The organism is Halpernia frigidisoli, assembly GCF_900113805.1.
GTDB lineage: Bacteria > Bacteroidota > Bacteroidia > Flavobacteriales > Weeksellaceae > Halpernia > Halpernia frigidisoli.
In genome coordinates this window covers 1,006,241-1,029,405 of the sequence record NZ_FOQT01000001.1, presented here as the reverse complement: position 1 = coordinate 1,029,405, position 23,165 = coordinate 1,006,241, and the positions used below count along the sequence as shown (strand labels likewise).

The 23,165-nt window shown below is 32.8% G+C and carries 26 protein-coding genes and 1 pseudogene; 6 read left to right on the top strand and 21 right to left on the bottom strand.

All coding sequences use genetic code 11. The features are described 5' to 3' along the window. Nucleotides 1-25: 25 nt before the first annotated feature. Nucleotides 26-496, top strand: coding sequence for an Lrp/AsnC family transcriptional regulator (locus tag BM238_RS04805; RefSeq protein ID WP_090079020.1), 471 nt, complete (start codon nucleotides 26-28; stop codon nucleotides 494-496). A 68-nt stretch (nucleotides 497-564) separates the two neighbouring features. After that, on the top strand, nucleotides 565-936 hold the full coding sequence (locus BM238_RS04800; protein WP_090079019.1) for a hypothetical protein: 372 nt from the start codon (nucleotides 565-567) through the stop codon (nucleotides 934-936). Nucleotides 937-1,238: 302 nt separating this feature from the next. Here the strand turns inward: BM238_RS04800 and BM238_RS04795 are convergent, their stop codons facing one another. From BM238_RS04795 to asnB, 15 genes and pseudogenes are all read right to left on the bottom strand, one after another. Beyond that, nucleotides 1,239-2,192, bottom strand: coding sequence for a ketopantoate reductase family protein (locus tag BM238_RS04795; RefSeq protein WP_090079018.1), 954 nt, complete (start codon nucleotides 2,190-2,192; stop codon nucleotides 1,239-1,241). Between the two features lie 61 nt (nucleotides 2,193-2,253). After that, on the bottom strand, nucleotides 2,254-2,835 hold the full coding sequence (locus BM238_RS04790) for a Crp/Fnr family transcriptional regulator (RefSeq protein ID WP_090079017.1): 582 nt from the start codon (nucleotides 2,833-2,835) through the stop codon (nucleotides 2,254-2,256). Nucleotides 2,836-3,117: 282 nt separating this feature from the next. Further along, complete coding sequence (locus tag BM238_RS04785; RefSeq protein ID WP_090079016.1) at nucleotides 3,118-4,068, bottom strand: transketolase family protein; 951 nt, start codon at nucleotides 4,066-4,068, stop codon at nucleotides 3,118-3,120. A 185-nt stretch (nucleotides 4,069-4,253) separates the two neighbouring features. After that, nucleotides 4,254-5,105, bottom strand: coding sequence for a transketolase (locus BM238_RS04780; RefSeq protein ID WP_090079015.1), 852 nt, complete (start codon nucleotides 5,103-5,105; stop codon nucleotides 4,254-4,256). An 88-nt stretch (nucleotides 5,106-5,193) separates the two neighbouring features. Further along, complete coding sequence (locus BM238_RS04775; RefSeq protein WP_090079014.1) at nucleotides 5,194-5,586, bottom strand: type II toxin-antitoxin system HicB family antitoxin; 393 nt, start codon at nucleotides 5,584-5,586, stop codon at nucleotides 5,194-5,196. A 15-nt stretch (nucleotides 5,587-5,601) separates the two neighbouring features. After that, nucleotides 5,602-5,796: a type II toxin-antitoxin system HicA family toxin gene (locus BM238_RS04770; protein WP_090079013.1), complete on the bottom strand. Its 195-nt coding sequence runs from the start codon at nucleotides 5,794-5,796 to the stop codon at nucleotides 5,602-5,604. Nucleotides 5,797-5,855: 59 nt separating this feature from the next. Continuing rightward, nucleotides 5,856-6,962 (bottom strand): DUF5700 domain-containing putative Zn-dependent protease, encoded by a 1,107-nt coding sequence (locus BM238_RS04765; protein ID WP_090079012.1) that lies wholly within the window; start codon nucleotides 6,960-6,962, stop codon nucleotides 5,856-5,858. A 96-nt stretch (nucleotides 6,963-7,058) separates the two neighbouring features. Continuing rightward, nucleotides 7,059-7,895: a GIY-YIG nuclease family protein gene (locus tag BM238_RS04760; RefSeq protein ID WP_090079011.1), complete on the bottom strand. Its 837-nt coding sequence runs from the start codon at nucleotides 7,893-7,895 to the stop codon at nucleotides 7,059-7,061. 29 nt (nucleotides 7,896-7,924) lie between these two features. Next, nucleotides 7,925-9,493 (bottom strand): sodium:solute symporter, encoded by a 1,569-nt coding sequence (locus BM238_RS04755; protein ID WP_090079010.1) that lies wholly within the window; start codon nucleotides 9,491-9,493, stop codon nucleotides 7,925-7,927. A gap of 100 nt (nucleotides 9,494-9,593) precedes the next feature. Continuing rightward, nucleotides 9,594-10,052 carry a hypothetical protein gene (locus tag BM238_RS04750; protein ID WP_090079009.1) on the bottom strand — a complete coding sequence of 153 codons (459 nt, stop codon included), beginning with the start codon at nucleotides 10,050-10,052 and terminating at the stop codon, nucleotides 9,594-9,596. A 22-nt stretch (nucleotides 10,053-10,074) separates the two neighbouring features. Further along, nucleotides 10,075-10,362, bottom strand: coding sequence for a GNAT family N-acetyltransferase (locus BM238_RS04745; protein ID WP_090079008.1), 288 nt, complete (start codon nucleotides 10,360-10,362; stop codon nucleotides 10,075-10,077). A 10-nt stretch (nucleotides 10,363-10,372) separates the two neighbouring features. Next, nucleotides 10,373-10,660 (bottom strand): hypothetical protein, encoded by a 288-nt coding sequence (locus BM238_RS14645; protein WP_317040672.1) that lies wholly within the window; start codon nucleotides 10,658-10,660, stop codon nucleotides 10,373-10,375. Next, nucleotides 10,661-10,942: pseudogene (locus BM238_RS14640) on the bottom strand (TMEM175 family protein). Between the two features lie 25 nt (nucleotides 10,943-10,967). Beyond that, complete coding sequence (locus tag BM238_RS04735) at nucleotides 10,968-12,359, bottom strand: MFS transporter (RefSeq protein ID WP_090079007.1); 1,392 nt, start codon at nucleotides 12,357-12,359, stop codon at nucleotides 10,968-10,970. Nucleotides 12,360-12,497: 138 nt separating this feature from the next. Beyond that, nucleotides 12,498-14,168: an asparagine synthase B gene (gene asnB / locus BM238_RS04730; RefSeq protein WP_090079006.1), complete on the bottom strand. Its 1,671-nt coding sequence runs from the start codon at nucleotides 14,166-14,168 to the stop codon at nucleotides 12,498-12,500. A 338-nt stretch (nucleotides 14,169-14,506) separates the two neighbouring features. Here asnB and BM238_RS04725 point away from each other — a divergent pair, with 338 nt between their 5' ends. Continuing rightward, a complete protein-coding gene (locus tag BM238_RS04725; RefSeq protein WP_090079005.1) occupies nucleotides 14,507-15,394 on the top strand; it encodes a hypothetical protein in 888 nt (295 codons plus the stop codon). Between the two features lie 85 nt (nucleotides 15,395-15,479). Here the strand turns inward: BM238_RS04725 and BM238_RS04720 are convergent, their stop codons facing one another. Further along, nucleotides 15,480-16,682 (bottom strand): RsmB/NOP family class I SAM-dependent RNA methyltransferase, encoded by a 1,203-nt coding sequence (locus BM238_RS04720; RefSeq protein ID WP_090079124.1) that lies wholly within the window; start codon nucleotides 16,680-16,682, stop codon nucleotides 15,480-15,482. A 320-nt stretch (nucleotides 16,683-17,002) separates the two neighbouring features. On the opposite strand from BM238_RS04720, the gene BM238_RS04715 reads away from it, so the two are divergent. Then, on the top strand, nucleotides 17,003-17,335 hold the full coding sequence (locus BM238_RS04715) for a zinc ribbon domain-containing protein YjdM (RefSeq protein WP_090079004.1): 333 nt from the start codon (nucleotides 17,003-17,005) through the stop codon (nucleotides 17,333-17,335). Nucleotides 17,336-17,484: 149 nt separating this feature from the next. On the opposite strand, the gene BM238_RS04710 is transcribed toward BM238_RS04715, so the two are convergent. After that, nucleotides 17,485-18,420, bottom strand: coding sequence for a sulfate/molybdate ABC transporter ATP-binding protein (locus tag BM238_RS04710; protein ID WP_090079003.1), 936 nt, complete (start codon nucleotides 18,418-18,420; stop codon nucleotides 17,485-17,487). Between the two features lie 76 nt (nucleotides 18,421-18,496). On the opposite strand from BM238_RS04710, the gene BM238_RS04705 reads away from it, so the two are divergent. Both BM238_RS04705 and pheS read left to right on the top strand, forming a co-directional pair. After that, the gene (locus BM238_RS04705) at nucleotides 18,497-19,156 is read left to right on the top strand and encodes a YceI family protein (protein ID WP_090079002.1); all 660 of its coding nucleotides are present in this window, start codon (nucleotides 18,497-18,499) and stop codon (nucleotides 19,154-19,156) included. Between the two features lie 102 nt (nucleotides 19,157-19,258). Beyond that, nucleotides 19,259-20,269 carry a phenylalanine--tRNA ligase subunit alpha gene (pheS, locus tag BM238_RS04700; RefSeq protein WP_090079001.1) on the top strand — a complete coding sequence of 337 codons (1,011 nt, stop codon included), beginning with the start codon at nucleotides 19,259-19,261 and terminating at the stop codon, nucleotides 20,267-20,269. Nucleotides 20,270-20,327: 58 nt separating this feature from the next. Here pheS and BM238_RS04695 read toward each other — a convergent pair whose 3' ends face one another. From BM238_RS04695 to BM238_RS04680, 4 genes are read right to left on the bottom strand one after another with little or no spacing between them, the layout of a single operon-like run. Next, the gene (locus tag BM238_RS04695; protein WP_090079000.1) at nucleotides 20,328-20,531 is read right to left on the bottom strand and encodes a hypothetical protein; all 204 of its coding nucleotides are present in this window, start codon (nucleotides 20,529-20,531) and stop codon (nucleotides 20,328-20,330) included. A gap of 39 nt (nucleotides 20,532-20,570) precedes the next feature. Continuing rightward, nucleotides 20,571-21,416, bottom strand: a complete 846-nt coding sequence (locus tag BM238_RS04690; RefSeq protein ID WP_090078999.1) for an isoaspartyl peptidase/L-asparaginase — start codon at nucleotides 21,414-21,416, stop codon at nucleotides 20,571-20,573. Nucleotides 21,417-21,423: 7 nt separating this feature from the next. Beyond that, nucleotides 21,424-22,197 carry a Rossmann-fold NAD(P)-binding domain-containing protein gene (locus BM238_RS04685; RefSeq protein ID WP_090078998.1) on the bottom strand — a complete coding sequence of 258 codons (774 nt, stop codon included), beginning with the start codon at nucleotides 22,195-22,197 and terminating at the stop codon, nucleotides 21,424-21,426. A gap of 31 nt (nucleotides 22,198-22,228) precedes the next feature. Further along, nucleotides 22,229-23,116 carry a cyanophycinase gene (locus tag BM238_RS04680; protein WP_090078997.1) on the bottom strand — a complete coding sequence of 296 codons (888 nt, stop codon included), beginning with the start codon at nucleotides 23,114-23,116 and terminating at the stop codon, nucleotides 22,229-22,231. Between the last annotated feature and the right edge of the window lie 49 nt (nucleotides 23,117-23,165).

The window sequence follows — 23,165 nt, the reverse complement described above, 5'->3', positions numbered from 1 at the left end:
TTACATATTCTTTAAAGTAAAAATTATGAATTATCAGTTAGATGAAATAGATAAGAAGATATTAGACTTTTTGGTAGAAAACACCAGAATGCCTTTTACGGAGATCGCAAAACAAATGGATGTTTCCGCAGGAACGATCCACGTGAGAGTTAAAAAAATGGAAGATGCAGGTATCATCCTGGGATCTTCATTAAATATAGATTACACGAAATTAAACTACCATTTCACGGCGTTTATCGGTATTCTTTTAACCAAATCAAATAAAACACAGGATGTTTTAAGAAAATTGGGTGAAATTCCAAATGTGATCGAAACCAGCGTTATTTCCGGTAAATACAATATTTTTTGCAAAGTAAAAGCAAAAAATACCGAGAATGCAAAAGAAATCATTTACCAGATCGACGATATCGAAGATGTAATGAGAACTGAAAGTATGATCTCAATGGAGGAATACATCAGCGACAAAAACCGTTTGATAAAAGCGATCCACATATAATTCATTTTCTGAATTTAATCATAAAAACTTTTGAAACCCGTTTCAAAAGTTTTTTTTAGTTTTACACTATGGATAATTACTTTGATAATGAGCCCAAAAAAACAACACCATTTTATCTGGCATTAGGCGCGCTCGCTCTTTTTACGCTGATGGGATTGGGGATTGATGGGGATGAATTTCTGCAGCGCGATACACTTCAAATTCCTATTTGGTATTTTTTCATGATCTTCTTTGTCGATGCAATGTCGCTTTTATCAATTTTGGGAATCGCTTTTTTCAGGAAGTTTGCGGTCATCAGCTTTCCGGTTTTTGTTTTAATGCATTTTTATTTGCATCAGTTTTATTTGGAAACTTTCCTTTATACCGATGTCACCAATATTTTCCTTTACGTCGGCGTTGGTTTGCTGGTTATTATACCGAAGTGGAAATATTTTGAATAGAAATCAGGTTCTTATTTCTTATTTTTTTGGGCAGCAATTACCGCCTTCCGTTCCCAATCTTTTAATTTTTTTTGAGAAAAAATAAAAAGGATTTCCACTCAAGTCGGGCTGCAGATTTCCGCGATATTCAAGATTTTCTTACACTTAAGTTCTTTAATTTTTTTTTAGAAAACGTAAGATTTTATAAACTAAATTTAGGTGTTAGGTATTTCTGTTGGCGGGGACTTTTTATGAAAAGCTTTTCTAAACATGACAAATTGAACATTAAGCGAAAATTTTGACGACAGGAACTTCCGGCCCGCCTATAGAAACATCTTATTGTGTGTAGCTTTAATTTCTTGATACAAACATTCAGTAAAAATTGTTCTTACATTCATTTCTTTTCCATATTTAATTATTGCACCTGCAAATAATTCCAATTCATTGTTTTCTTTACCAGAGTTTACATCAAGCTGCAAGGAAGTTGGTGTTCCTACAGGAAATTTGCTTGCATTTTCAAATGTTTTAGAAATAATATCATCTTGTAAATAAATACCTTTTTTATCAGCAATTGATTTTATTTCTTCTATTATTTTTATTGCTTCTTTTCTTTGAGATTTAATTGAACAAACTGTTCCTATAGAAGAATTATATTTTGCAGTAACTAAACCAAAACTTGCTATAAAAATAAATTTTGTCCAGATATCAACTAAAGAGTTTTCTTTAAATTCAAAATTAATCTTGCTTTTTTCTATTAAATCAATGATCCAATTAATATCTTCAGAATTATGTGCTGGATCTTTACCAAATATTAGTTTACCTGGTTTTCCTTTATGTTCAACAATTCCTTTTTCTTTTATGTGCGATGCTACATAAACACAAGAAGGTAAAATAGTGTTGTTAGGTATGATTTCACGAATTCTATCGTAAATATCTGCGCCATTCATCATCGGAAATAAAACTGTATTTTTTGTGATAATTTTGGCTAATTGGCTACACACATTCTCCAAATCATATTCTTTCACACAAATAAATATTAAATCAGGGTTTTCGACATCTGAAATATTTTGATAAATAGCATCGGGTTTAGTTACGCTATTTTTATGTTCTTCTGAAAGTAGTGTTAGTCCTTGTTCTTTGACTATTTTATAGGTATCATTTCTTGCAATAAATGATATGTGGTTTTGTTTATCTATTTCATTGATTTGGTTAATTTTAAAGCCAAAATAACCACCAACCCCACCAAGACCAACGATTATGATATTATTTTTATTCATTTTTATTTTTTACAAAAATACAAATGAGCTGACGAATAAGAACTTGATAAATGACAAGAAATCATATTTTGCTAATTTCTTTTCTAATCCTACTCAATGTGCTATCTGTTACTCCCAAATAAGATGCTATAATTTTAAGAGAAACCTGTTGAAATATATGAGACTGATGATTTAAAAGATTTAAATACCTTGTTTCTGCTTTTTGACTTACCATTTCAATTAACCTATCGTTTAATTTAGAATAATTTATAACAAATAAAAGCCTACTAAACTCTCTGAATTCTGCGATATTATGAAAATTTGATTGTACATTTTCTAAATCTGTTTCCCAAAAATAACAATCTGTTATAGTTTGATAAATTTCTTTTGTTGGTTGTTTTTTAAAAAATGATAAAAAGTCGTTTACAAAACATGGTGCTGAATAAATGTTTGTTGTAACTTCTTCATTATTTTCATTTAAAATATAGGACCGTACATATCCTTTTTGTAAAAAATATGTTTTAATGCTGATTGTTTCTCTGTTAATTAAAATAGTGTTTTTATTTAACGTAAAACCACAAAATGATTCTGTGATTTTTTCAACAATTTCTTTTTGAATAGGAAATAATGAATGAAAATAATTATTTAGAATTAATTTACACATTTGTTTTTTTTCAGTTAAACACAACTCTCAAATATACGCAAGTTTTAAAAAATAGTAATAAAATTGCATTTTTGTGAACTGCAAATTATCAAAATGTTGTATTATGTATTATAAGTAATATACAAAAATAGGAAGTTTAATAATTGAAAAATACGGGAATTTAGAAGTTCAAAATACGCGTTAGTAACTCCAAATTATTTAAACGTGATAATCAAAAAATTTAACAATAAAAAAATCCACAACTTATAAAAAGATGTGGATTTTTTTATTGCTAAAAACGTTTTAAGATTTTTCCATAATTCTTTTTACCGCTTTTACAACGGCTTCAGAATCAATTCCATATTTATGCATTAATTGTTCCGGTGTTGCAGATTCCCCGAAAGTATCATTAACCGCCACAAATTCCTGTCTTGTTGGATGATTTTTTGCGAGCATTCCAGCGATGGATTCTCCTAAACCACCAAGATAATTGTGTTCTTCACAGGTTACAATTTTTCCCGTTTTTTTGACAGATTTTAAAATGATGTCGTTGTCTAAAGGTTTGATCGTGTGAATATTTATAACCTCACAAGAAATTCCTTCTTTTTCCAGTTCTTCTGCGGCAACTAAACTTTCCCAAACTAAATGTCCGGTTGCAACGATGGTTACGTCAGTTCCTTCCTGCAAAAGAATGCCTTTTCCAATTTCAAACGGCATATCTTCCGGCATAAAAACTGGTACAACCGGACGACCAAATCTTAAATAAACCGGTCCTTCAAAATCAGCAATTGCTAAAGTTGCGGCTTTTGTCTGGTTGTAATCACAGGTATTTATAACGGTCATTCCGGGAAGCATTTTCATCATTCCAATGTCTTCTAAAACCTGGTGTGTTGCGCCATCTTCGCCTAAAGTTAAACCTGCGTGAGATGCACAAATTTTCACATTTTTATTGGAATAAGCAATGGATTGACGTATTTGATCGTAAACCCTGGAAGTAGAAAAATTAGCGAAAGTTCCTGTGAAAGGAATTTTTCCACTGATCGTTAAACCTGCAGCGATGCACATCATATTGGCTTCAGCAATCCCAACCTGAATAAATCTTTCTGGCGCTTTTTCGATAAATTTTTCCATTTTAAGGGAACCAATTAAATCGGCGCAAAGGGCAACTACGTTTTGGTTTTTGTCAGCCAACTCGGCCAAACCTGCACCAAAACCACTTCTTGTATCTTTTTTTTCTGTATATGTAAATTTCATAATTTTTTGAATTGTTCGAATTTTAACGAATTATTCGAATTTAAAAGTTAATGTCTAAATTATAAATTAGTTGCAGCCCGACTTGAGTGGAAATCCTTTTTGCCTAAAAAAACTTTTCTTTTTTCGATAAATTTTGAAAGCAAAAAGATTGGGAACGGAAGGCGGAATTGTCTGCCCAAATAATTTTAATAATCCGTGATTTCGTCTAAACTTAGTTGACCCATCGCGTTTTCCAGCTGTTCTGCATTAGGCGCTTTTCCGTGCCACGCGTGAGAACCGATCATATAATCTACGCCAAATCCCATTTCTGTGTGCAACAAAATGGCGACTGGTTTTCCGTTACCGGTTTCACTTTTTGCTTTCTCCAAAATCCCAATGACAGCTTCCAAATCGTTGCCGTTTTTTTCTTCTAAAACGATCCATCCAAATGCTTCTAATTTAGCGTATAAATCGCCCAAACTAACAATATCATCGGTGTCGCCATCAATTTGACGGCCGTTGTAATCAATTGTTGCAATTAAATTATCAATTTTTTTCGCTGAAGCAAACATAAAGGCTTCCCAATTGGAACCTTCCTGCAATTCGCCATCGCCCTGCATTGTGTAAACTAAACTTTTATCGCCGTCCATTTTTTTACCTAAAGCCGCGCCAATCGCGACAGAAAGTCCCTGACCAAGTGAACCGGAAGCAATTCTGATCCCCGGCAAACCTTCATGCGTTGTTGGGTGACCTTGCAAACGGGAATTTAATTTTCTAAATGTTGCCAGTTCTGAAACTTCGAAAAAACTAAATCTCGCCAAAGTAGAGTAGAATACGGGAGAAATATGTCCGTTGGAAAGGAAGAAAAGATCTTCGTTTTTTCCTGCCATTGTGAAATTTGTGCTGTAATTCATCACTTTACCGTAAAGCGCGGTGAAAAATTCTGTGCAGCCCAAACTTCCGCCGGGATGCCCGGAATTTACGGCATTTACCATGCGCAAAATATCGCGTCTGATCTGTGTGGCGGTTTTTTTTAATTCTTCAATAGTGTGACTCATTGTTTGTAAAATATTAAGTTGCCCAAAAGTAAGGATTTTGAGTGGGATTTGGAAATGGGAAATCCTGCTATTTTAGCAGGATTTTGAATTAAGAAACTGAAAGGAATTCTCTTCCTAATTGATGGAAACCGTCCACAATTTTTTTTCTTTGTTCAGATTTTGGATTTCTATACCCCGAAACGTAATGCCCTAATTGTCTTTCGTTAATTCCCGTTATTCTAGAAATTGCAGCGCGGGTTAAGATTTTATCAAAACGATGCAGTAATGCTTGTGCAGTAAACTCAAATTGCAACTCATATTCCTTAGATAATTCTTTTGGTATTTCGTCTTTTTCTAATCCTTCAAGATGAAATTCAAGTACAGATTTATAATTTTCCTGTACTTGTTCAAATGTTTTTCCTGTAGCAACGCAACCATCAACTAATTCTGAAACTGCGCCAAAATTTTCGTCCCAATCTATAAAAACTTTTATTTTTTGCATTGTTTAATTTTAAAATTATTTCCAACCGGCTTGTTTGAAGATGCTGTTTAAAAGCATTTGCGATAAAACTTCGCTCGGTTTGCCATTTACAGTTACAGTTCCTTTTTTAGTAGAATTTTTATATTGGCGATGACTTCCTTTTTGTCTGTGCAAAAACCAAGCATCATTTTCAAGCATTTTGATAATTTCGCCAACTTTTATTCTTTTCATATTTTTAAAAAGGTCTTACAAAGATAGTAAAAATACTAACAATTATTATTTTATTATATTTAATTATATCTGGTCGGCCAATATTTCTTTTCCATAATCTGGATATATTTTATGGATTCATCGGCAAAAAGTGGTGGATTTTTTTTGTCCTTTTTTGCGGCTTTATTATAGAGATAAATAAATTGAAAAGGATTTTGAATGTTTTTTAGTAATTGATTTTTGTAGCCATTTCTTAAAATAATGTCTGCCATAAAATATCCCGGTTTATGTCCACTTGTCCATTGGATAAGATTTCTGTAGTCTTTCTCAGTTTTGATAATTTTGTCGCCGGAGTTTTTTAATTCAATGATATTATTATTGACTACAGAAATAATACTGTCAGCTTGAGGTATCAAAAAATCTCTCAAACTTAACCCGTAAGGTAAAACATCTTCATTGGCCAGATTTGTAGGTTTGTCGATCATATCCGCTGAACCTTCATTTAAAACCACATTTAGAAAATACATCAAGCCTTCATCCTTTTTTTCAACATTTTTAAAATCCAGAGGTTTGCGAAGAACGTGGTGCATCTCATGACCCAAAAGTGCGCCTTTCTGAATTTTGTCTGCGTTATATAAAGTCCACAAAGTGGCGATCACAGTTCCACTTCCGGCAATGGCGTCGTTCTCAATTCCGAGTGGATAAATATTGATGTTTTTATCTTTTACCTGCAGATATTTTGGAAGCATGCTGAACGTATTTTGATAACTGGTCTCAATATATTCCTGTGAACCTAATTTTGACTGAAAATCTCTCAATACTTTCTCATTTTGTTTGTAAACATAAACTTTGTAAGTCAGCCAAAATGAAGCAGGATCTTTTTCAATTGCCGCAACTCTTGTCTTCAAAATTTCAGAATTTTGAGGCATGTAAACCACTTCAATTGCTTTCCGCAAACGCTTTAAGTAATCTTTAATAAAACCCTGATTTTTGATATAAATTTGATTTGGTTCCAGACTTAAAAATTTTTCAAATGTTTCGTGGGAAAGTGAATCGCCTTTTTTCAAGGGTTCTATCATTTTCCAGTAGGCGTTTATTGCTTCAAAATGGAAAGTTTGGGCTTTTGAAGTGTTTAAGAAAGTAGTGGAAATTATTACTAAGAAAGTAATCAGGAAATGTTTTTTCATGGAAGTTTTTTTAAAGAAATATAAAAAATATTCAAATTTGCTATTTTGAAAGCAATTATATTTTAAAGTATTTAGAATATGAAGCAACCTCGGCTATTAAGAGTTTTCTAGACTCTTTAAAATTCTTCCATCGATTGTTTTCCATTCTGTGAGTCCATTTGCACTTCTTCCCATTACAAGTGTTGCAGCAAATGAAGGACTTGAGAAAATGAAATCTTCATTAAATTCAAAGTCAGTAATTACATTTTTAAAAATTAAATTTTCTCTAAACTTTTTTATTGATGAAGACATTGAAGTTGTCACTGAATCAGCAATCTTTGACCCTTTTAATACTAAGAATCCTTCAGAAGTTTGTTCACCGGTTGAATTGCAACCACGGGTTGCTTTTAAAAATAATAATTCTTTAGGCAAAACTGATTTTGAAGTTTCCCGTTTATCCTCAAAAACTTTATGGCCTAAAGTATTTACAATTATCTTAATATTTTCCAAAAATTCTTCCATTTCCGCTCTGTCTGATTCTGAAATTGAAGATAAAGTCGGTATACAACTATTTTCAATTAAATACCGTTTTGTTAAAGTACCAATATTATGAAGTCTATTTTCTAAATATTTGATGTGTGCTTTATTTAAATTATCATCTTTACTAATGAAAACAATTGCTTCTTTCCAGAAATCTTTTGTTGATAAATGTTGATTTATGCGAACCAAAACATTTTCTGCTTCGCCAATATATACTAAATCTTCATTTTCCTCATTTTTACCGAAAAGAAGATAGACACCAGTCGTATTTAAATCAATTCTATCAAAACAATCTTTTACTTTAATCCTTGGAACTTTATATGCTTTGCCCGTCCAATTAGATATTTCACATGACATTCTTCCATTAGGGTCGCCATCGATTAAAAATATTTTTATAGTTTTTCCAAAAGCCATAATTTTAGTGATTTTAATTTTAAATCTTTTTACCCAATCTTAAATTTATCCTTTTCCCGAATCAACCACAAACCAATAAACGTCAATAATCCGTCGATAATAATTAATTCTACACCAATTTTGTAAGTGGAGTTTTGCGTGACGAAATAGTTAATTAAATACGTTAAAACCGGTGCTAAAATGGTCACCGCAAGAATTCCGTATTTTTTGTTTATTTTAAATTTTGTTAAAATTCCAAAGGCAAATAAACCTAAAAGTGGTCCGTAAGTGTAACCCGCAATTTCCATAATTAAGTAAACAATGGATTTATCATCGATGGCTTTAAAAATCATAATTAGCACGAAAAACAAAATTGTGAAACCCAAATGAATTTTCATTCTTAAAGATTTCTTTTGCTTTTCTGTTCTTATCGTATCATCGTTTAAATTTAAAAGATCAACGCAGGTTGAACTGGTAACTGCCGTTAAAGCACCATCAGCAGACGGAAATAAAGCGGAAATTAAACCGATAATAAAAATTACGGCGATGAAAATTGGGAAATATCCATTCAATGAAAGTGCGGGAAAAAGATCGTCGCCCATCATGTTCGAAATATTTCCTGCAGCATCTTTAAAACCGAAAATGTTACTTGCTTTTCCGGAAACTGCATCGGCAATTTGTCCGTATTCTGCGCCGTTACTTTGGGCAAATAAATACAGCAAACCGCCTAAAAATAAGAATGCAAAGTTCACCAAAAGTAAAGTTCCGGCGAAAGTGAGCATGTTTTTTTTGGAATTATGAAGATTGTCAACAGAGATGTTTTTCTGCATCATTTCCTGATCTAAACCTGTCATGGCGATTGTAATGAACATTCCTCCAAAAATCGTTTTCAGGAAAAAAGTTTTTGAATGAAAATCGATATTTAAAATATGGGTGTAATCTTTTTTAGCCAAAATATCATAGGCTTGTCCAGCAGAAAGATTGAGATGCATTAAAATATAAGTGATACAGGCGATCAAACTTAAGATCATAAAAGACGTTTGCAAAGTGTCCGTTATAACAATCGTTTTCACGCCACCTTCATAAGTGTAAAGCAAAACCATAATTAAAATGACGGCAGAAGTGACCCAAAATGGAACGCCTAAATCTGATAGAAGAAAAATTTGCAACACATTTACGACTAAAAATAATCTCGCAGTTGCGCCAATCGAACGGGAAACAATGAAAAACAAAGAACCAATTTTATGTGCTTCGACATTGAATCTTTTACCCAAATAAGTATAAATTGAAGTCAGATTCATCTTATAATAAAGCGGCAAAAGGACAAATGCCACAATAAAATAACCAATGAAAAAGCCGATCACGAGCATGTAATATTCAAAACCACCGAATTTATAAGCGCCTTCTGTCATTTTACCAACAGTTCCCGGAACAGAAATAAAGGTGACGCCGGAAAGCGAAGTTCCGATCATTCCAAAAGCCACGAGCCACCATTTACTTTTTCTGTTGCCGATAAAAAAGGATTGGTTATCTGCATTTCTACTAGTAAAATATGAAATGATCAAAAGTCCAATAAAATAAACGAAAACGAATGACAGCAATAGAGTAGCGGTGCTCATAGATTTAAGAATTAAATTTTCACAAATATAGTTTTTAAAATTATGTCACAAAAAAAGCCTTGCAAAAAAATGAAAGGCTTAATTTTTTTTTTGAAAATAATCACATAGAATCTCCGTTAAATATGGCGTTTTTATCCTTTACAGTTCGCAAAGTATAACCTTTCCATTGGAAAAGTTCGTAGGTTCCGTCAGTCCAGACGTAATTTCCCTCAGTGCCTTTGCGTTCCATAACTTTACTTTTTACGGCGTTTGGTAAAAATAATTCCGCTTTGGATTGGTCATTATTAAATAGCAAATAAGCGCTTTCTTTTGTTAATTCTGAAACTGATTTTAATACAATTGCACTGTCACGAACGGGAAATTCCCTGTTTTTTAGAATAGAAAATTTTTGCATTTGAATTACATTTGCAGCATCCATAACGTGCGCCATGGGATTTATTACTGCTGAATCATTTTTCACAATACTGTCCGTGTCGTTCTCAGATTTTTTTATTTTCTCCTTGTCGCAAGAGGTAATTAACAGAAATAGAAGAGTGATGAAAATGGAATATCCTTTCATAATTTCAATTTTTTAAAAGTTATTATTTTGTAAAAACATCTTCTACAGAATCGTCTTTTGACAAAACGGAATGGGCATAACTGCAAGTAGCTTTAATAGTTTTACCTTCTTTTCTTGCAAAATCTACGGCTGCATTTACCAGTTTTTTGCCAAATCCCTGTCCTTCAAATTCCGGATCTACTTCTGTGTGAACGATATTAAATGTCAAAGGATTAGACCATTCGTACTGCATTTTTCCCACGTTTTTTCCTTGTTTCACTATAAAAAATTCACCAAAATTCAAATTATTTTTTTGTTCTATTTCTACCATATTATTTTATTTAAATATTTTTTTCTATTCTTTTATCGGGGATCAACCAAAGCATTGCCACAACAAAAATTAAAATTAAGGAAATTATCGGATAAAAAAAAGAGGGAATAATAGATATTAAATAAAATCCTGTAGATAATTTTTCCTTTAAAACATTCTTTAATACTTTTCCCAAGGCCGAATCAGAACCTTCACTTTTTAAAGATGCAATTTGCAGAATGTTAAATGAAACTGCGCACATAAAAAGTACAAAACCATATGCCGCGACCGTGTTTTTAGAGAAATGATTTTCACCCATTCAACCGGTTGCAAATGGAAAAACTGACAGCCAAAATAGCAACAGCAAATTAGCCCACAAAATTTTACCATTTACTTTTTCTACGATCTGAAATAAATGGTGGTGATTATTCCAATAAATTCCTATATAAAGAAAACTTAAAATACAGGAAATGATTTGTGGGATTAAAGGTTTTAACGCTTAAAAATTTCCTTCTTCCGGTATTTTAAATTCCAAAACCATAATAGTAATTATTACAGCTAAAACGCCGTCACTAAAAGCCTCAAGCCGGTTGGTTTTCATCTTAAATTTTATTTATTAATCTAATTTAATCTTTAGTTTTTAAATTATCTCCATCCCGAAAATGCAACCTTCTAAATACAAAGCCTGAAAAAACGGTCAGAATTCCAATTGTTAAAAACGTATTTCTAAAAGCATCATGAATGTGAACGGGTGCTAAATTTTGGTAAAATCTTAAAACTGCTAAACCAATTGCAATACCAAAACCAATTGCAATTTGTTGATTTACAGAAAGTAAGGAATTTCCACTGCTGGTTTGATCATTTCTGAGGTCAGCAATGGCGATAGTATTCATTGCTGTGAAATGGATGGAATTAAAAAATCCAAGTGAGGCTAAAAGCGGTATGAACCAGTAGATATTTGTGTTAATTCCCGGTATTGCCAAACACGTAATTAAAACACCAATAATAAAAGTATTGTACATCAAAGTATTTCTGTAGCCAAAATAATTTAAAACAGAAATGACAGCAGATTTACCAAACATTGCCGTTAATGCCATCGGAGCAACGATCCAGCCGGAAATGACAGCAGATTCTCCGTAGGCAATCTGAATCATAAAAGGAATTAGGAGCGGAATAGAACTGATACCTAGACGACACGCTAAATTTCCAAAAATCCCAACGCGAAAAGTTCTTACTAAAAATAATTTTAGAGGAAATATAACGTCTGCCGTTTTTTTAGCGTAAGTATAATAATAGTAAAGCAGCAAAAAGCCCAGTAAAAAAAGCATTAAAATAAAACTCAAACTTTTGGTTTGCCCCATTAATTCTAATGAAACTGACAGTAAAAGTGCTGCGCCTGCAAAAATTGAAAATCCTTTGAAATCAAAATGTGTGACCTTTGAAAAATAATTAGGCATAAATTTTAAACCTAAAAAGATACCCAAAAGTCCGATCGGTAAATTGATTATAAAGATCCAATGCCAGCTTAGATAATCTACCAAGTAACCACCAACTAAAGGACCCAAGACTGGTCCAATTAAAGCAGGAATTGTGGCATAGTTCATCGCTTTTAATAGTTCAGATTTATCAAAAGCTTTTATCAAGGCCAGCTTTCCAACTGGCGTCATTAAAGCACCACCCAAACCCTGAATGACACGCGAAATCACCAATTGATTAAGATCCTGAGAAAGTGCGCAGAACAGAGAACCGATGCTGAATAAAATAAGGGACCAGATAAATATTTTTCTTGTTCCGAATTTATCAGCTAAAAATCCGCTGACCGGCATAAACAAAGCCAAAGTCAGAACATAACTAATGATGGCATTTTGCATATTTAGCAGCGATTCTTTAAAATCTAAAGCGATAGAAGGCAGTGCAGTATTTAGAACCGTGGAATCAAGCATTTGCATGAAAAATGCAGTCGCCAAAATCCAGGGTAGATATTTTTTAACGTTGGGGTCTAAATTAGATGTGATCATATTGCAAAAATAAGATTTTTGTTAAAATCTTCTGTGAAATCATTTAGATAAATAGATTTCACATTATAGTTAAAACAAAAAACCCACTTTAAAAAGCGGGTTTATATTATTTATAACAAATTTTTCATTACTAATAATTTAGTAGGAATCTTCATGCACAGACTTTACTGCGCGTCCACTTGGATCATTTGCATTTTTAAATGCTTCATCCCATTCTAAAGCAATCGGCGTAGAACAAGCCACGGAAGGAACAGAAGGAACAGTTGCGGCCGCAGTTTCACTTGGGAAATGCTCTTCAAAAATAGTTCGGTATCTGTATTCTTCTTTATTTTGAGGCGTATTTAAAGGAAAACGGAATTTTGCATTGGCAAACATTTCATCCGTTACTTCATTTTCTGCCACTTCTTTTAAGGAATCAATCCACGAATAACCAACGCCATCAGAAAATTGTTCTTTTTGTCGCCACGCAATACTTTCCGGTAAAAGATCTTCAAAGGCTTTTCTCAAAACCCATTTCTCCATTTTACCTTCGCCTTTACTGATCATTTTATCTTTTGGATTTACATTCATCGCGACATCCATAAACTCTTTATCCAAAAAAGGAACGCGACCTTCAATTCCCCAGCTCATTAAAGATTTGTTGGCTCTTAAACAATCGTAGAGATGCAACTTTCCTAATTTTCTTACCGTTTCTTCGTGAAACGCTTCCGGATTTGGTGCTTTGTGGAAATATAAATAACCACCAAAAAGTTCGTCAGAACCTTCGCCGGAAAGTACCATTTTAATTCCCATTGACTTAATGACACGAGCCAATAAATACATCGGAGTAGAAGCACGAATGGTTGTTACATCATAAGTTTCCAAATAATAAACAACATCTTTTACCGCATCTAAACCTTCCTGAACGGTGAAATGAACTTCATGGTGAACGGAACCAATATGATCCGCCGCTTTTTGTGCGGCAATTAAATCCGGTGAACCTTCCAAACCAACCGCAAAACTGTGCAATCTTGGATACCAGGCTTCTTGTGTGTCGCCACTTTCAATTCTGTTTCTGGAATATTTTGCAGTAACTGCGGCAATTATTGAAGAATCTAAACCGCCGGAAAGTAAAACGCCATAAGGAACATCACTCATTAATTGTCTGTGAACCGCGTCTTCGAGGGATTTTCTGATCGCAGAAATATCCGTTACATTATCTTTTACGTTTTCGTAATTATCCCAATCTCTTGTGTACCATTGTTGCAACTCAAAACCATCTGGGCTGTAAAGTAAACTTCCCGGTAAAAATGTTTCTATTGTTTTGCAAACACCTTCTAACGCTTTTAATTCTGAAGCCACGAAATAATTTCCATTTTTGTCCCAACCTTGATAAAGCGGGCAAATTCCCATGTGATCTCTCGCTATCAAGAAAATATCTTTTTCAATATCGTAAAGTGCGAAAGCGAAAATTCCATTTAATTTGTCTAAAAAATCTTTGCCGTCTCTTTTGTATAAAGCCAAAATAACTTCACAATCAGATTCGGTTAAAAATTCATAATCAGGGAATTCTTTACGCAATTCTTTATGGTTATAAATCTCACCATTTACGGCTAAAACGATGTTGCCATCTTTTGTAAATAAAGGTTGTTTCCCTGAAGTTGGATCGACAATTGCCAATCTTTCGTGGGAAAAAATAGTTTTTTCGTTTTGAAAAATACCGCTCCAGTCCGGGCCACGGTGTCTGATTTTCTTCGACATTTCTAAAACCTGAGGTCTTAGCATTTCAGTTTTTTGTTTGGCGTCAAAAAGGCATACAATTCCGCACATATGTTAATAAAGTTATAGGTAGTTGTTAGTTTAAATGTGAATTAATACACAAATTTAAGTAAAAAACTTTAGTGAAAGTAAGTGGAGGATAAATTGAATTTCAAATAAATAAGCAATCAGAAAAATAGTTATACATTTAATGGTGATATATTACCAAAAATATCAATTTAAAACTTTTAATTATATTTTAAATTCGCAGTTCATTGTATAAAATTTGGCAAAATTTAAATAAGAAAAAATAAATTTAAAGTGACAAAGAAATATTTGAAACAGTTGCCCGTAAAAACTAAATTAAGATTTTAAATTGTCCATAACAGAAAAGTTAATCTTCCAAAAAAATGAAAAAAGCATATTTATTGTTCATTCTAATTTCTAATTTATACTTTTCCCAGGAATATTTTTTTTTGGATAGTTTGAAATCTGAATTTAAAATTAATAAATACAATTTAGAAACAAAAGACATCTATAAAATCAATAAAAATATTGAAGTTTACAATGTCTTTACATCCAAAAATGAAATTTTACTTTTATCTGTATTGCCTGATTTAGATGAAAAGATTCTCTCAGGTTTTGATGAAAAAGGCTACAATTGGATGCCGGTAGATTCTGCCGTTTTTAGAAATAAAATCATATCAAACAACAAGTTGCGAAGTCTAATTTTCGGTTGGAAATCTGATAATAAGCCTGAAAATAAAACTTTAAAATATAAACTGATTAAAAAAGCTAACGGAAAATATTATGTTTCTAAACTTTGCCTAACAGAATTTTTCGTTGTTTCGAATTTAAAACTACCAATCATTACGTCTTATGGTACTATAAACACTGCTGAGAACAAAACAACAATTGAAGAATTTGAAAAAAGTTTTAAAAAACAGATGCTTGGCGAAGAATTTATTATGGATGTTCGGACTAATAATTTCCATAGAAATATAGATAATCCATATATTTTTAAAATTTATTTATCAAAAAAGTTTAAAATCAAAGATCAAACTGCATTTCAGTTTTGGACGTTTGATGGCTGGTGGGAGCACGATGGTTACAACGAATACAGAGGAATTGACCGTTTTTTATACATACCTGAAAAAGGCATTGTTGGTGGTTCTTATGATTTTTATTTTAGATTAAAACCAAAGAATTCAAGTATTGATTATTATGCAATTTCAAATGATAAATTATGGGAAAATATTATCGATGAAAAGATAATGTTGGCAACAGAATTTCAATAGCATACTTTTTTATTTCCCTTAAAATATTTAAAACAAAAAAAGCACTTCAAATTTGAAGTGCTTTTCTATTATATAATAATTGATTTTATTTTCTCTCTATCAAAGCCATATAAAACCCATCATAACCTTCACTCGGCATTACTTTTTTCTCTTCCAATAAAGCATAATTTGCATTATTTTTTAAGAAAAGATCAACCTGTTCGCGGTTTTCAGAAGGTAAAATTGAGCAGGTCGCATAAATCATTTTTCCGCCCACTTTGATGATTTTAGAATAATCCTGCAATATTTTTTGTTGTTCAATTTTTATTCTATCAAGAAATTGTTGGTCAATTTTCCACTTAGAATCAGGATTTCTTTTTAAAACGCCGAGACCGCTGCAAGGTGCATCAATAAGCAATCTATCGGCTTTTTCGTGCAATCTTTTGATTACTTTCGTGTCTTCAATCAAACGTGTTTCTATATTTTGCGCGCCGGCTCTTCTGGCTCTTCTTTTCAATTCTGCCAGTTTCCAGGCATAGATATCCAAAGCGATAATCTGACCTTTATTATTCATTAAAGAAGCCAAATGCAAGGTTTTTCCGCCCGCTCCGGCGCAAACATCTACAACTCTTTGTCCTTCTTTAACGTCCAGAAATTCACCAATTTTCTGTGAACTTGCATCCTGAACTTCAAACAAACCATCTTTAAAAGCAGTCGTCAAAAAAACATTTTTCTTTTCTTCCAGTTGAACGGCATCCGGATAATTTTTTATCGGAAAAGCAGTCACATCTTCATCACGCAAATCTGAAATCAATTCTTTTGTTGAGGTTTTTAAAGTATTTGCGCGCAAAACTGTCGGCGCCTGCTCATTTAGCGCAATCATTTCTTTTTCCCAATTTGCGCCCAATTCGCGTTCAAAAGTTTCAACCAACCAATCAGGAATTGAATATTCAAAGGCTTTAGACGGCACTTTGTTTTTCTTTAATTTAACCAAAACATCTGCGACTTTTACGCCGTCAAATTCCTCAAATTTTTTATAGTGCGTTTTTGTCCAAAGGCAATAGGAAATGATCATTTTGTAGATATTATCCGGCTTGGCATTTTCGCCCATGTAATATTCCAGGCGTTTTTTCCAGCGGATAATGTTGTAGAAAATTTCTGAAACCACTTTCCGATCCGCGCTTCCCCATTGTCTGTGCGCTTTCAGCAGTCTTTCGATCACTTTATCGGCATATTTTCTTTCGCCGAAAAACGTTTCCTGCAGCGCATCGTGAATTCCTATCAGTAAATTTCTGTGTATCAGTTCCATACAATGGATTTTTTTATTTAAGATTATTAATTTTATCTCAATTATTCCGGACAAAATTTTTGCAAAAATACGGCTTTAATTTTTATCGTTAAATCAGTTTTTGATATTATAGAATATATGTTTACAAATTTTTTTGGGCGCCTATTTCCGTCTTCCGTTCCCGCTTTTTTATATTCCACTCCGTTTCATATAAAAAGAGCTTCACTCAAGCCGGGGCGCAAGAACGTATCCATCTTCAAAATTATTTATAAATAAGAAAATTAACATTTTAAAAATTAAATCTTTACTTTTGCTTTTAAGAATCAACTATCAACTAAATCATGAGCGAACCAATTATCTGTCCGAAATGCAAATCAGAACTTACTTTCAATATGGACGGCGAGATGTTTTGTTCGCAATGTTTTCACCAATGGGATCCAAATGAAGAATGGGTTGAAAATGAAATTTTGGATTCAAACGGCGCTGTATTAAATAATGGCGATACCGTTCAGGTGATTAAAGATCTTCCTGTAAAAGGTTTTCCGAAATCCATAAAAGCCGGTACAAAGATTAAAAATGTCAGATTAAGACCAGATTCTGATCATAATATTGATTGCAAAGTGGATGGTTTTGGCGCAATGGCTTTGAAATCTGAGTTTTTGAAAAAAGTTTAAATACTTAATCACAAAGGCACAAAGCCAAATGCGTGAGTATGAAAAGTATAATTTAAAAAAAACATAAGGCACATAAAATCTTTATGAACTTTTCTTATAGATTTTTTAAAAATGTTTTGTGACTTTGTGGTAAAAAAATCAAAAACTTATTAAACAAATTCCAAATAAACATTACCGCTCAATTCCTGTTCGGAATAAACTACTAAGTTTTTCCCTTTGAAATTAATTTTATTCCAAAAATAACTTCCCGCAAAACGGCTTTCCAAAACCTTCGCTTCCAAACCACTTTCTGTAATATTTATTTGATGCGGAAAATAGAAGTTTTTAGATAAATTTAAATGATTTTTTTCTTCATCTGAGAAAATATTCACTTCACCAAAAAGTTTCGCCACATAATCTGTGTAAGGGTTTTCATAAGTTTCTTTAATGGAATCACTTTGAATCAAGCGACCATCTTTTAAAATAATCAATCGATCCGTCCACGGCATGATTTCCTGAATATCGTGCGTTGAAATGATCAAAGAAAGTCCATTTTCTTTCACATATTTAAACAATCTTTCGCGCAATTCTATCTTTCTTGAATAATCTAAACTACTAAAAGGTTCATCTAAAAGTAACAATTTTGGCATTTGAGAAAGCGATCTTGCAATCGCAACGCGTTGTTGTTGACCGCCACTTAAATTTTTAGGTAAAATATCTGCGAAATTCTCCATTCCTACAACTTCCAAAAGTTGGATTACTTTTTCTTTTTTCTTTTCTAAGTTTATATTAGAAAGAAATTTCCCAACGTTTTCTGCGACAGTTGCATAAGGCATTAAATCATAAGTTTGCGCCACCATTTTGATGTCTGTTTCCCCGGGGACAATATTCTTTTTTGGACCATAAAGATTTTCATTATCTAAAATAATTTCGCCAGATTCCCATTGCAAAAGCCCGTAAATCAAATTCAATAAAGTTGATTTTCCGCAACCACTTTCACCCGCCAATGCGACAATTCTACCTTCATCAATTTTTAAATTAAAATTTTGAAAAAGTTTTTGATTTTCGTTGTGGGAGAAGTGTAAATTTTTGATTTCTAAAAGCATAATGCAAATTTAACAATTTTGTCAATGAAATAAAATAAACTTATTTTTGCACCCACAAACAACATAATACTAAACTATGAAATTTATAAAATTACCTTTGATTTTTAGCGCTTTAACATTAATTATTTTAACAAATTGCACAAAAGATAAAAAAGTAGAAAGCGAAACTACTGCCGTTACGACTTCAAAAAATGGAAAAGTATATGAAGTAAATACCGTAACAAGTAAGATCGAGTGGAAAGGATACAAAATTGTAAAAAGTGAAAACGCCGGACACATTGGTAATATATCAATGAAAAGTGGTGAAGTAACTGTAAATAATGGTAAACTGGAAAGCGGCAAATTTGTGGCAGATATGACAACCCTGACAAGCGAAGATCTAAAAAACGACCCAGAAAACTTAGCAAAACTAAATGGCCATTTAAAAAGTGCCGATTTCTTTGATGTTGAGAAATATCCAACTACAACTTACGAAATTACAAAAGTGTCGGAAGCGCCCGCAGGAAGTGATTACAATACTATTTTAGACGGAAATTTAACGATAAAAGGCATTACAAAACCAGTCCAGTTTAATGCAAATGTTTCCATGGAAGGCGAAACTATAAAAATTGCAACTCAGCCGAAAGATATTTCACGAGAGCAATTTGGGATTGTTTTTCAAATGCCTGCTGCAAACGGATTGATCAAAGATGAAATGACGCTTCAAATCGTAGCAAATGCTTCTGCGAAAAAGTAATATTTTACATTAAATAGTAATCTGCTTCAAACTTTGAAGCAGATTTTTTTTGCTTAAATTTTTAAAGGAAAAATTGTATTTTTGTGCTTACTAAAATTTGATATGTTAGAGAATATTGCGGCGATGATAGAAGAAGTGAACAAATTTACTTCGACCAATAAAGATGAAATTGAAACATTCCGACTAAAATTTAATGGAAAAAAAGGTATTTTAAATGATCTGTTTGAGGAATTTAAAAAAGTACCAAACGAGAATAAAAAAGATGCCGGACAAAAAGTAAATGCTTTAAAACAAGCTTTTCAGCAGAAACTGGATGAACTAAAAACGGCTACAAAAACCGAAACAATTTCCGTAAAAGAAGATCTTACGAGACCGGGTTTTCCTTTGGAATTAGGAACGCGTCATCCGATAAGTTTGGTTAAAAACAGAATTAGTGATATTTTTAAATCAATCGGTTTTGCAGTTGCAGACGGACCGGAAATTGAAGACGACTGGCATAATTTCACCGCTTTAAATTTACCGGAATACCATCCGGCTAGAGATATGCAGGATACTTTTTTCATAGAAAAAGATCCGGATGTTTTGCTGAGAACGCATACTTCTTCCGTACAAATTCGTTACATGGAAGAAAATAAACCGCCGATTCGAATTTTAGCACCAGGAAGAGTTTTCCGGAATGAAGCGATTTCTTCCCGTTCTCATTGTATTTTTCACCAGATCGAAGGTCTTTATATTGATAAAAACGTGAGTTATGCAGATCTGAAACAAACTTTACAGTTTTTCACAAAAGAATTGTTTGGAAAATCTAAAATTAGATTACGCCCTTCTTACTTTCCTTTCACCGAACCAAGTGCGGAAGTTGATGTTTACTGGGGTTTGAACTCAGAAACAGATTACAGAATTACGAAAGGAACAGGTTGGCTGGAAATTATGGGTTGCGGAATGGTCGATCCTGCAGTTTTGCAAAATGTCAACATCAATCCAGACGAATTCAGCGGATTTGCTTTCGGAATGGGAATCGAAAGGATCGTAATGCTGCTTCATCAAATGGGTGATATCAGAATGTTTTTCGAGAACGATAAACGAATGTTAGAACAATTTAAAAGTCTATAAAGCGAAAAAAACTTCAAATAATTTTGAAGTTTTTTTTAATTAAAATGAGGATGAAAAATTATTTTGTTTCGTCCATTTTTTCAATTTTTGTGCTGTCAACTGGCACACCTTCACTACTTGCAGCCGCAGGCGCAGTTCCGTCAACTCTTTTTTCTTCAACAGAATGTTCTTCTTTAAATTCTTCTCTTTTCTCTTTATTTTGAGCACAACTTACAGCGGAAAATACAAGAATTGCCAGACTTAGTTTTATTAAATATTTCATAATTATTGTTTTAAAATTTATAAGCTAATTTACAGTTTTTTAATTGAAAACTTCAAAATTTTCCCCATCAAAACTGGCAAATACCATTGTCGGATGAGAATTTTGATGAAAGATATTTCCTTTTGAATCAATCGCTATCGCGCCGGCAAAACCATCGATTTTTTTTAACTCGGTAAATGTTTTGTCAAATGCTTCATTTATTTTAAAACCGTCAGAAACACGCGTTACAATTTTAGTCGCAGTTGCATTGCTAACAATATCTTCGCCCACGCCGGTGCAACTCACACCACAAAATTCATTGGCAAAATTTCCTGCCACTGTTGCAGAATCAGAAATTCGTCCGGGAATTTCAAATCCTTTTCCGCCGGTGGAAGTTGCCGCAGCAATTTTTCCATTTTTATCTAAAGCTACGCAACCAACAGTTCCTTTTCCCAAACTTTCAACTTTTGCCAGATATTCTTTTCTACGCTGCGGAATTTCGGTGGAGTAGTCTTTAAAACCATTCTCTGCAGCGTATTTTTTTGCACCAATATCTCCCAAAACACGGTCGTTGGTTGCCATTAATTTCTCAGCAACTAAAATTGGATTTTTTACATTTTCAATATTAATAACACCTGAAAATTTTTGAGAATCGCCATCCATTATAGAAGCGCTCATTCTGATCACGCCATCACTTTGAATCTGCGAACCGGTTCCTGCATTATAAAGTTCATCATTTTCAAGAAGTGAAACTGCGTAAACAACTGTTTCTGCCGCTGTGTGATTTTCTAAAAATTCATAGGCAAGTTTGGCATTTTTCTTTAAAGATTCCTGTTTTGCTTCTTTTATTTCATGGCTTTGGTCGCTTTCAGAAAAGAAACCGCCGTGAATAATTATTTTACTCATAAATATTTTAAAATTTTGCTGGATTTGGATGAATGAATTTATAATTTATTTTGTTGATCAATTTTTCAGAAGAAACACATTTTCCAGATTTTTCTCCATCAGATTTTTTGCAAATATTTTTTGTTTGACAATTAAAAACTTCAATTTTTGTAGGATGTTCGGGCGAGACAATATTAAAAGGTTCACCATTAATTTTTAAATCAATTAATTTTAAAAAAACTTTACAAATATCTTCAAAATGCGTGTGATTGACGACTTGATTAGGTTCGGCAATTTCTTTATTTTGGTAATATTTAGAAAAAAATCTGTCAGCCCCCATTAATCCGCCAAATCTTAAAATATTGATCTGTGGAAATGTACTTTTCATTAATTTTTCAATGGTCCAGATATTTTGATTTAATAAATTTTCATCGATGGAATTTTCTGTAACTATTTCGTCAACTTGCGGATAAATTCCTGTGGAACTGCAAAGAAAAAGCTGACCTTTAAAATCACCAATAAACTTGATAATATTTTTAAATCTTTGTTTCAAAACTGTAACTGGCGTTCGTTGAGAAAAAGGAATTGTAATTATTATAATGTCAACATTAGAAAATAGATTTTCATAATCTAAGTCTTCATGATCAGAAAATTTAACCAAATAAGGATTAAAATTTTGATTTTTTAAAGTGGTTAATTTTTCTTCGGAAGTTGTGGTAGAAAAGATTTTATACTTGTAAATGGCAGATTTTGCAATTTTTTCTCCGAGCCAACCGCAGCCAATTATACCTAGTTTTTCCATGGTTCTAAGATAGAAAATTTAAAGGAAAAGATTATCTAACCTGTGGAATTGGTGAATACTGAGAATTATTAATTGTCAAATCTTTTGTCTTAAGATCAAATGTATCGTTCATAGACATAACATGGACAGTTAAATTATCAATAGAAATTGGTTGTCCAAGCTCGATATTTGTTAAGTTAGTATCCTTAATAAATCTTCCATCCACAATAATTACCAAACCGGAACCAACTGTTGTCATAATTCCATTAAAAATAAATAAGCCAGTATCTTCCCCTAAGCCAATTCCCAAAGTACGTGGATTATTGACCACAGATTGAAATAATCTGCCGATCCTTCCACGCTGCACAAAATGCGTGTCAATAATTACATCATCAATAAAACCTAAACCTTGTGTAGTTTTTATTTCCCCTTTTAAAAGCGCTTCCTGACTGGAGCCCTGATAAATCATATTTTCGGAAGCAGCCGCTGCTCCTGCAGAAGTTCCGGCATAAATAAAATCTTCATTTTCGTATTTATCAAGTAAAGCCTCGTGAAAACGTGTTCCGCCTAAAATGGAAGTTAGCCTCAACTGATCGCCGCCAGTAAACATCACGACATCGGCTTTTTTTATTCGTTCAACTACGTCATCGCTGTTTGCTTGTTCGCGGTTGATAATATCTAAAATATTGACATTTTTAGCGCCAAGATATTCAAAGGCTTTTTTGTACTCCGGGCCAACAATTTGTGGGATTTGTGAAGCTGTAGCGAGGATTTCAATTACGGAATCATTTTTTGATTTCGATTCGTCAATGATCTTTCTTAAAATACCACGTTCGAAAAAATTAAGGTTTTTTTCTACATTTTGATCGAAATCTGTCTCGGCAAAACTACCTTTGTTAACAGCACCACCGATTACAATTAATTTTCCCTTTGGATCCATGGGTGCAAATTTAATTAAAATAAGATAAAGGCTTAATTTTTAAAAGGAG

What these genes read in the sequence shown, in the direction of transcription:
- BM238_RS04715 (WP_090079004.1), top strand. Translation starts at nt 17,003, where the DNA reads ATGAGCGAACCAATTATCTGTCCGAAATGCAAATCAGAACTTACTTTC.
- BM238_RS04775 (WP_090079014.1), bottom strand. Translation starts at nt 5,586, where the DNA reads ATGCAAAAAATAAAAGTTTTTATAGATTGGGACGAAAATTTTGGCGCA.
- BM238_RS04800 (WP_090079019.1), top strand. Translation starts at nt 565, where the DNA reads ATGGATAATTACTTTGATAATGAGCCCAAAAAAACAACACCATTTTAT.
- BM238_RS04785 (WP_090079016.1), bottom strand. Translation starts at nt 4,068, where the DNA reads ATGAAATTTACATATACAGAAAAAAAAGATACAAGAAGTGGTTTTGGT.
- BM238_RS04690 (WP_090078999.1), bottom strand. Translation starts at nt 21,416, where the DNA reads ATGAGTAAAATAATTATTCACGGCGGTTTCTTTTCTGAAAGCGACCAA.
- BM238_RS04735 (WP_090079007.1), bottom strand. Translation starts at nt 12,359, where the DNA reads ATGATCACATCTAATTTAGACCCCAACGTTAAAAAATATCTACCCTGG.
- BM238_RS04755 (WP_090079010.1), bottom strand. Translation starts at nt 9,493, where the DNA reads ATGAGCACCGCTACTCTATTGCTGTCATTCGTTTTCGTTTATTTTATT.
- BM238_RS04795 (WP_090079018.1), bottom strand. Translation starts at nt 2,192, where the DNA reads ATGAATAAAAATAATATCATAATCGTTGGTCTTGGTGGGGTTGGTGGT.
- BM238_RS14645 (WP_317040672.1), bottom strand. Translation starts at nt 10,660, where the DNA reads ATGGGTGAAAATCATTTCTCTAAAAACACGGTCGCGGCATATGGTTTT.
- BM238_RS04720 (WP_090079124.1), bottom strand. Translation starts at nt 16,682, where the DNA reads ATGGAACTGATACACAGAAATTTACTGATAGGAATTCACGATGCGCTG.
- BM238_RS04705 (WP_090079002.1), top strand. Translation starts at nt 18,497, where the DNA reads ATGAAATTTATAAAATTACCTTTGATTTTTAGCGCTTTAACATTAATT.
- asnB (WP_090079006.1), bottom strand. Translation starts at nt 14,168, where the DNA reads ATGTGCGGAATTGTATGCCTTTTTGACGCCAAACAAAAAACTGAAATG.
- BM238_RS04780 (WP_090079015.1), bottom strand. Translation starts at nt 5,105, where the DNA reads ATGAGTCACACTATTGAAGAATTAAAAAAAACCGCCACACAGATCAGA.
- BM238_RS04765 (WP_090079012.1), bottom strand. Translation starts at nt 6,962, where the DNA reads ATGAAAAAACATTTCCTGATTACTTTCTTAGTAATAATTTCCACTACT.
- pheS (WP_090079001.1), top strand. Translation starts at nt 19,259, where the DNA reads ATGTTAGAGAATATTGCGGCGATGATAGAAGAAGTGAACAAATTTACT.
- BM238_RS04685 (WP_090078998.1), bottom strand. Translation starts at nt 22,197, where the DNA reads ATGGAAAAACTAGGTATAATTGGCTGCGGTTGGCTCGGAGAAAAAATT.
- BM238_RS04745 (WP_090079008.1), bottom strand. Translation starts at nt 10,362, where the DNA reads ATGGTAGAAATAGAACAAAAAAATAATTTGAATTTTGGTGAATTTTTT.
- BM238_RS04695 (WP_090079000.1), bottom strand. Translation starts at nt 20,531, where the DNA reads ATGAAATATTTAATAAAACTAAGTCTGGCAATTCTTGTATTTTCCGCT.
- BM238_RS04790 (WP_090079017.1), bottom strand. Translation starts at nt 2,835, where the DNA reads ATGTGTAAATTAATTCTAAATAATTATTTTCATTCATTATTTCCTATT.
- BM238_RS04725 (WP_090079005.1), top strand. Translation starts at nt 14,507, where the DNA reads ATGAAAAAAGCATATTTATTGTTCATTCTAATTTCTAATTTATACTTT.
- BM238_RS04680 (WP_090078997.1), bottom strand. Translation starts at nt 23,116, where the DNA reads ATGGATCCAAAGGGAAAATTAATTGTAATCGGTGGTGCTGTTAACAAA.
- BM238_RS04770 (WP_090079013.1), bottom strand. Translation starts at nt 5,796, where the DNA reads ATGAAAAGAATAAAAGTTGGCGAAATTATCAAAATGCTTGAAAATGAT.
- BM238_RS04750 (WP_090079009.1), bottom strand. Translation starts at nt 10,052, where the DNA reads ATGAAAGGATATTCCATTTTCATCACTCTTCTATTTCTGTTAATTACC.
- BM238_RS04805 (WP_090079020.1), top strand. Translation starts at nt 26, where the DNA reads ATGAATTATCAGTTAGATGAAATAGATAAGAAGATATTAGACTTTTTG.
- BM238_RS04760 (WP_090079011.1), bottom strand. Translation starts at nt 7,895, where the DNA reads ATGGCTTTTGGAAAAACTATAAAAATATTTTTAATCGATGGCGACCCT.
- BM238_RS04710 (WP_090079003.1), bottom strand. Translation starts at nt 18,420, where the DNA reads ATGCTTTTAGAAATCAAAAATTTACACTTCTCCCACAACGAAAATCAA.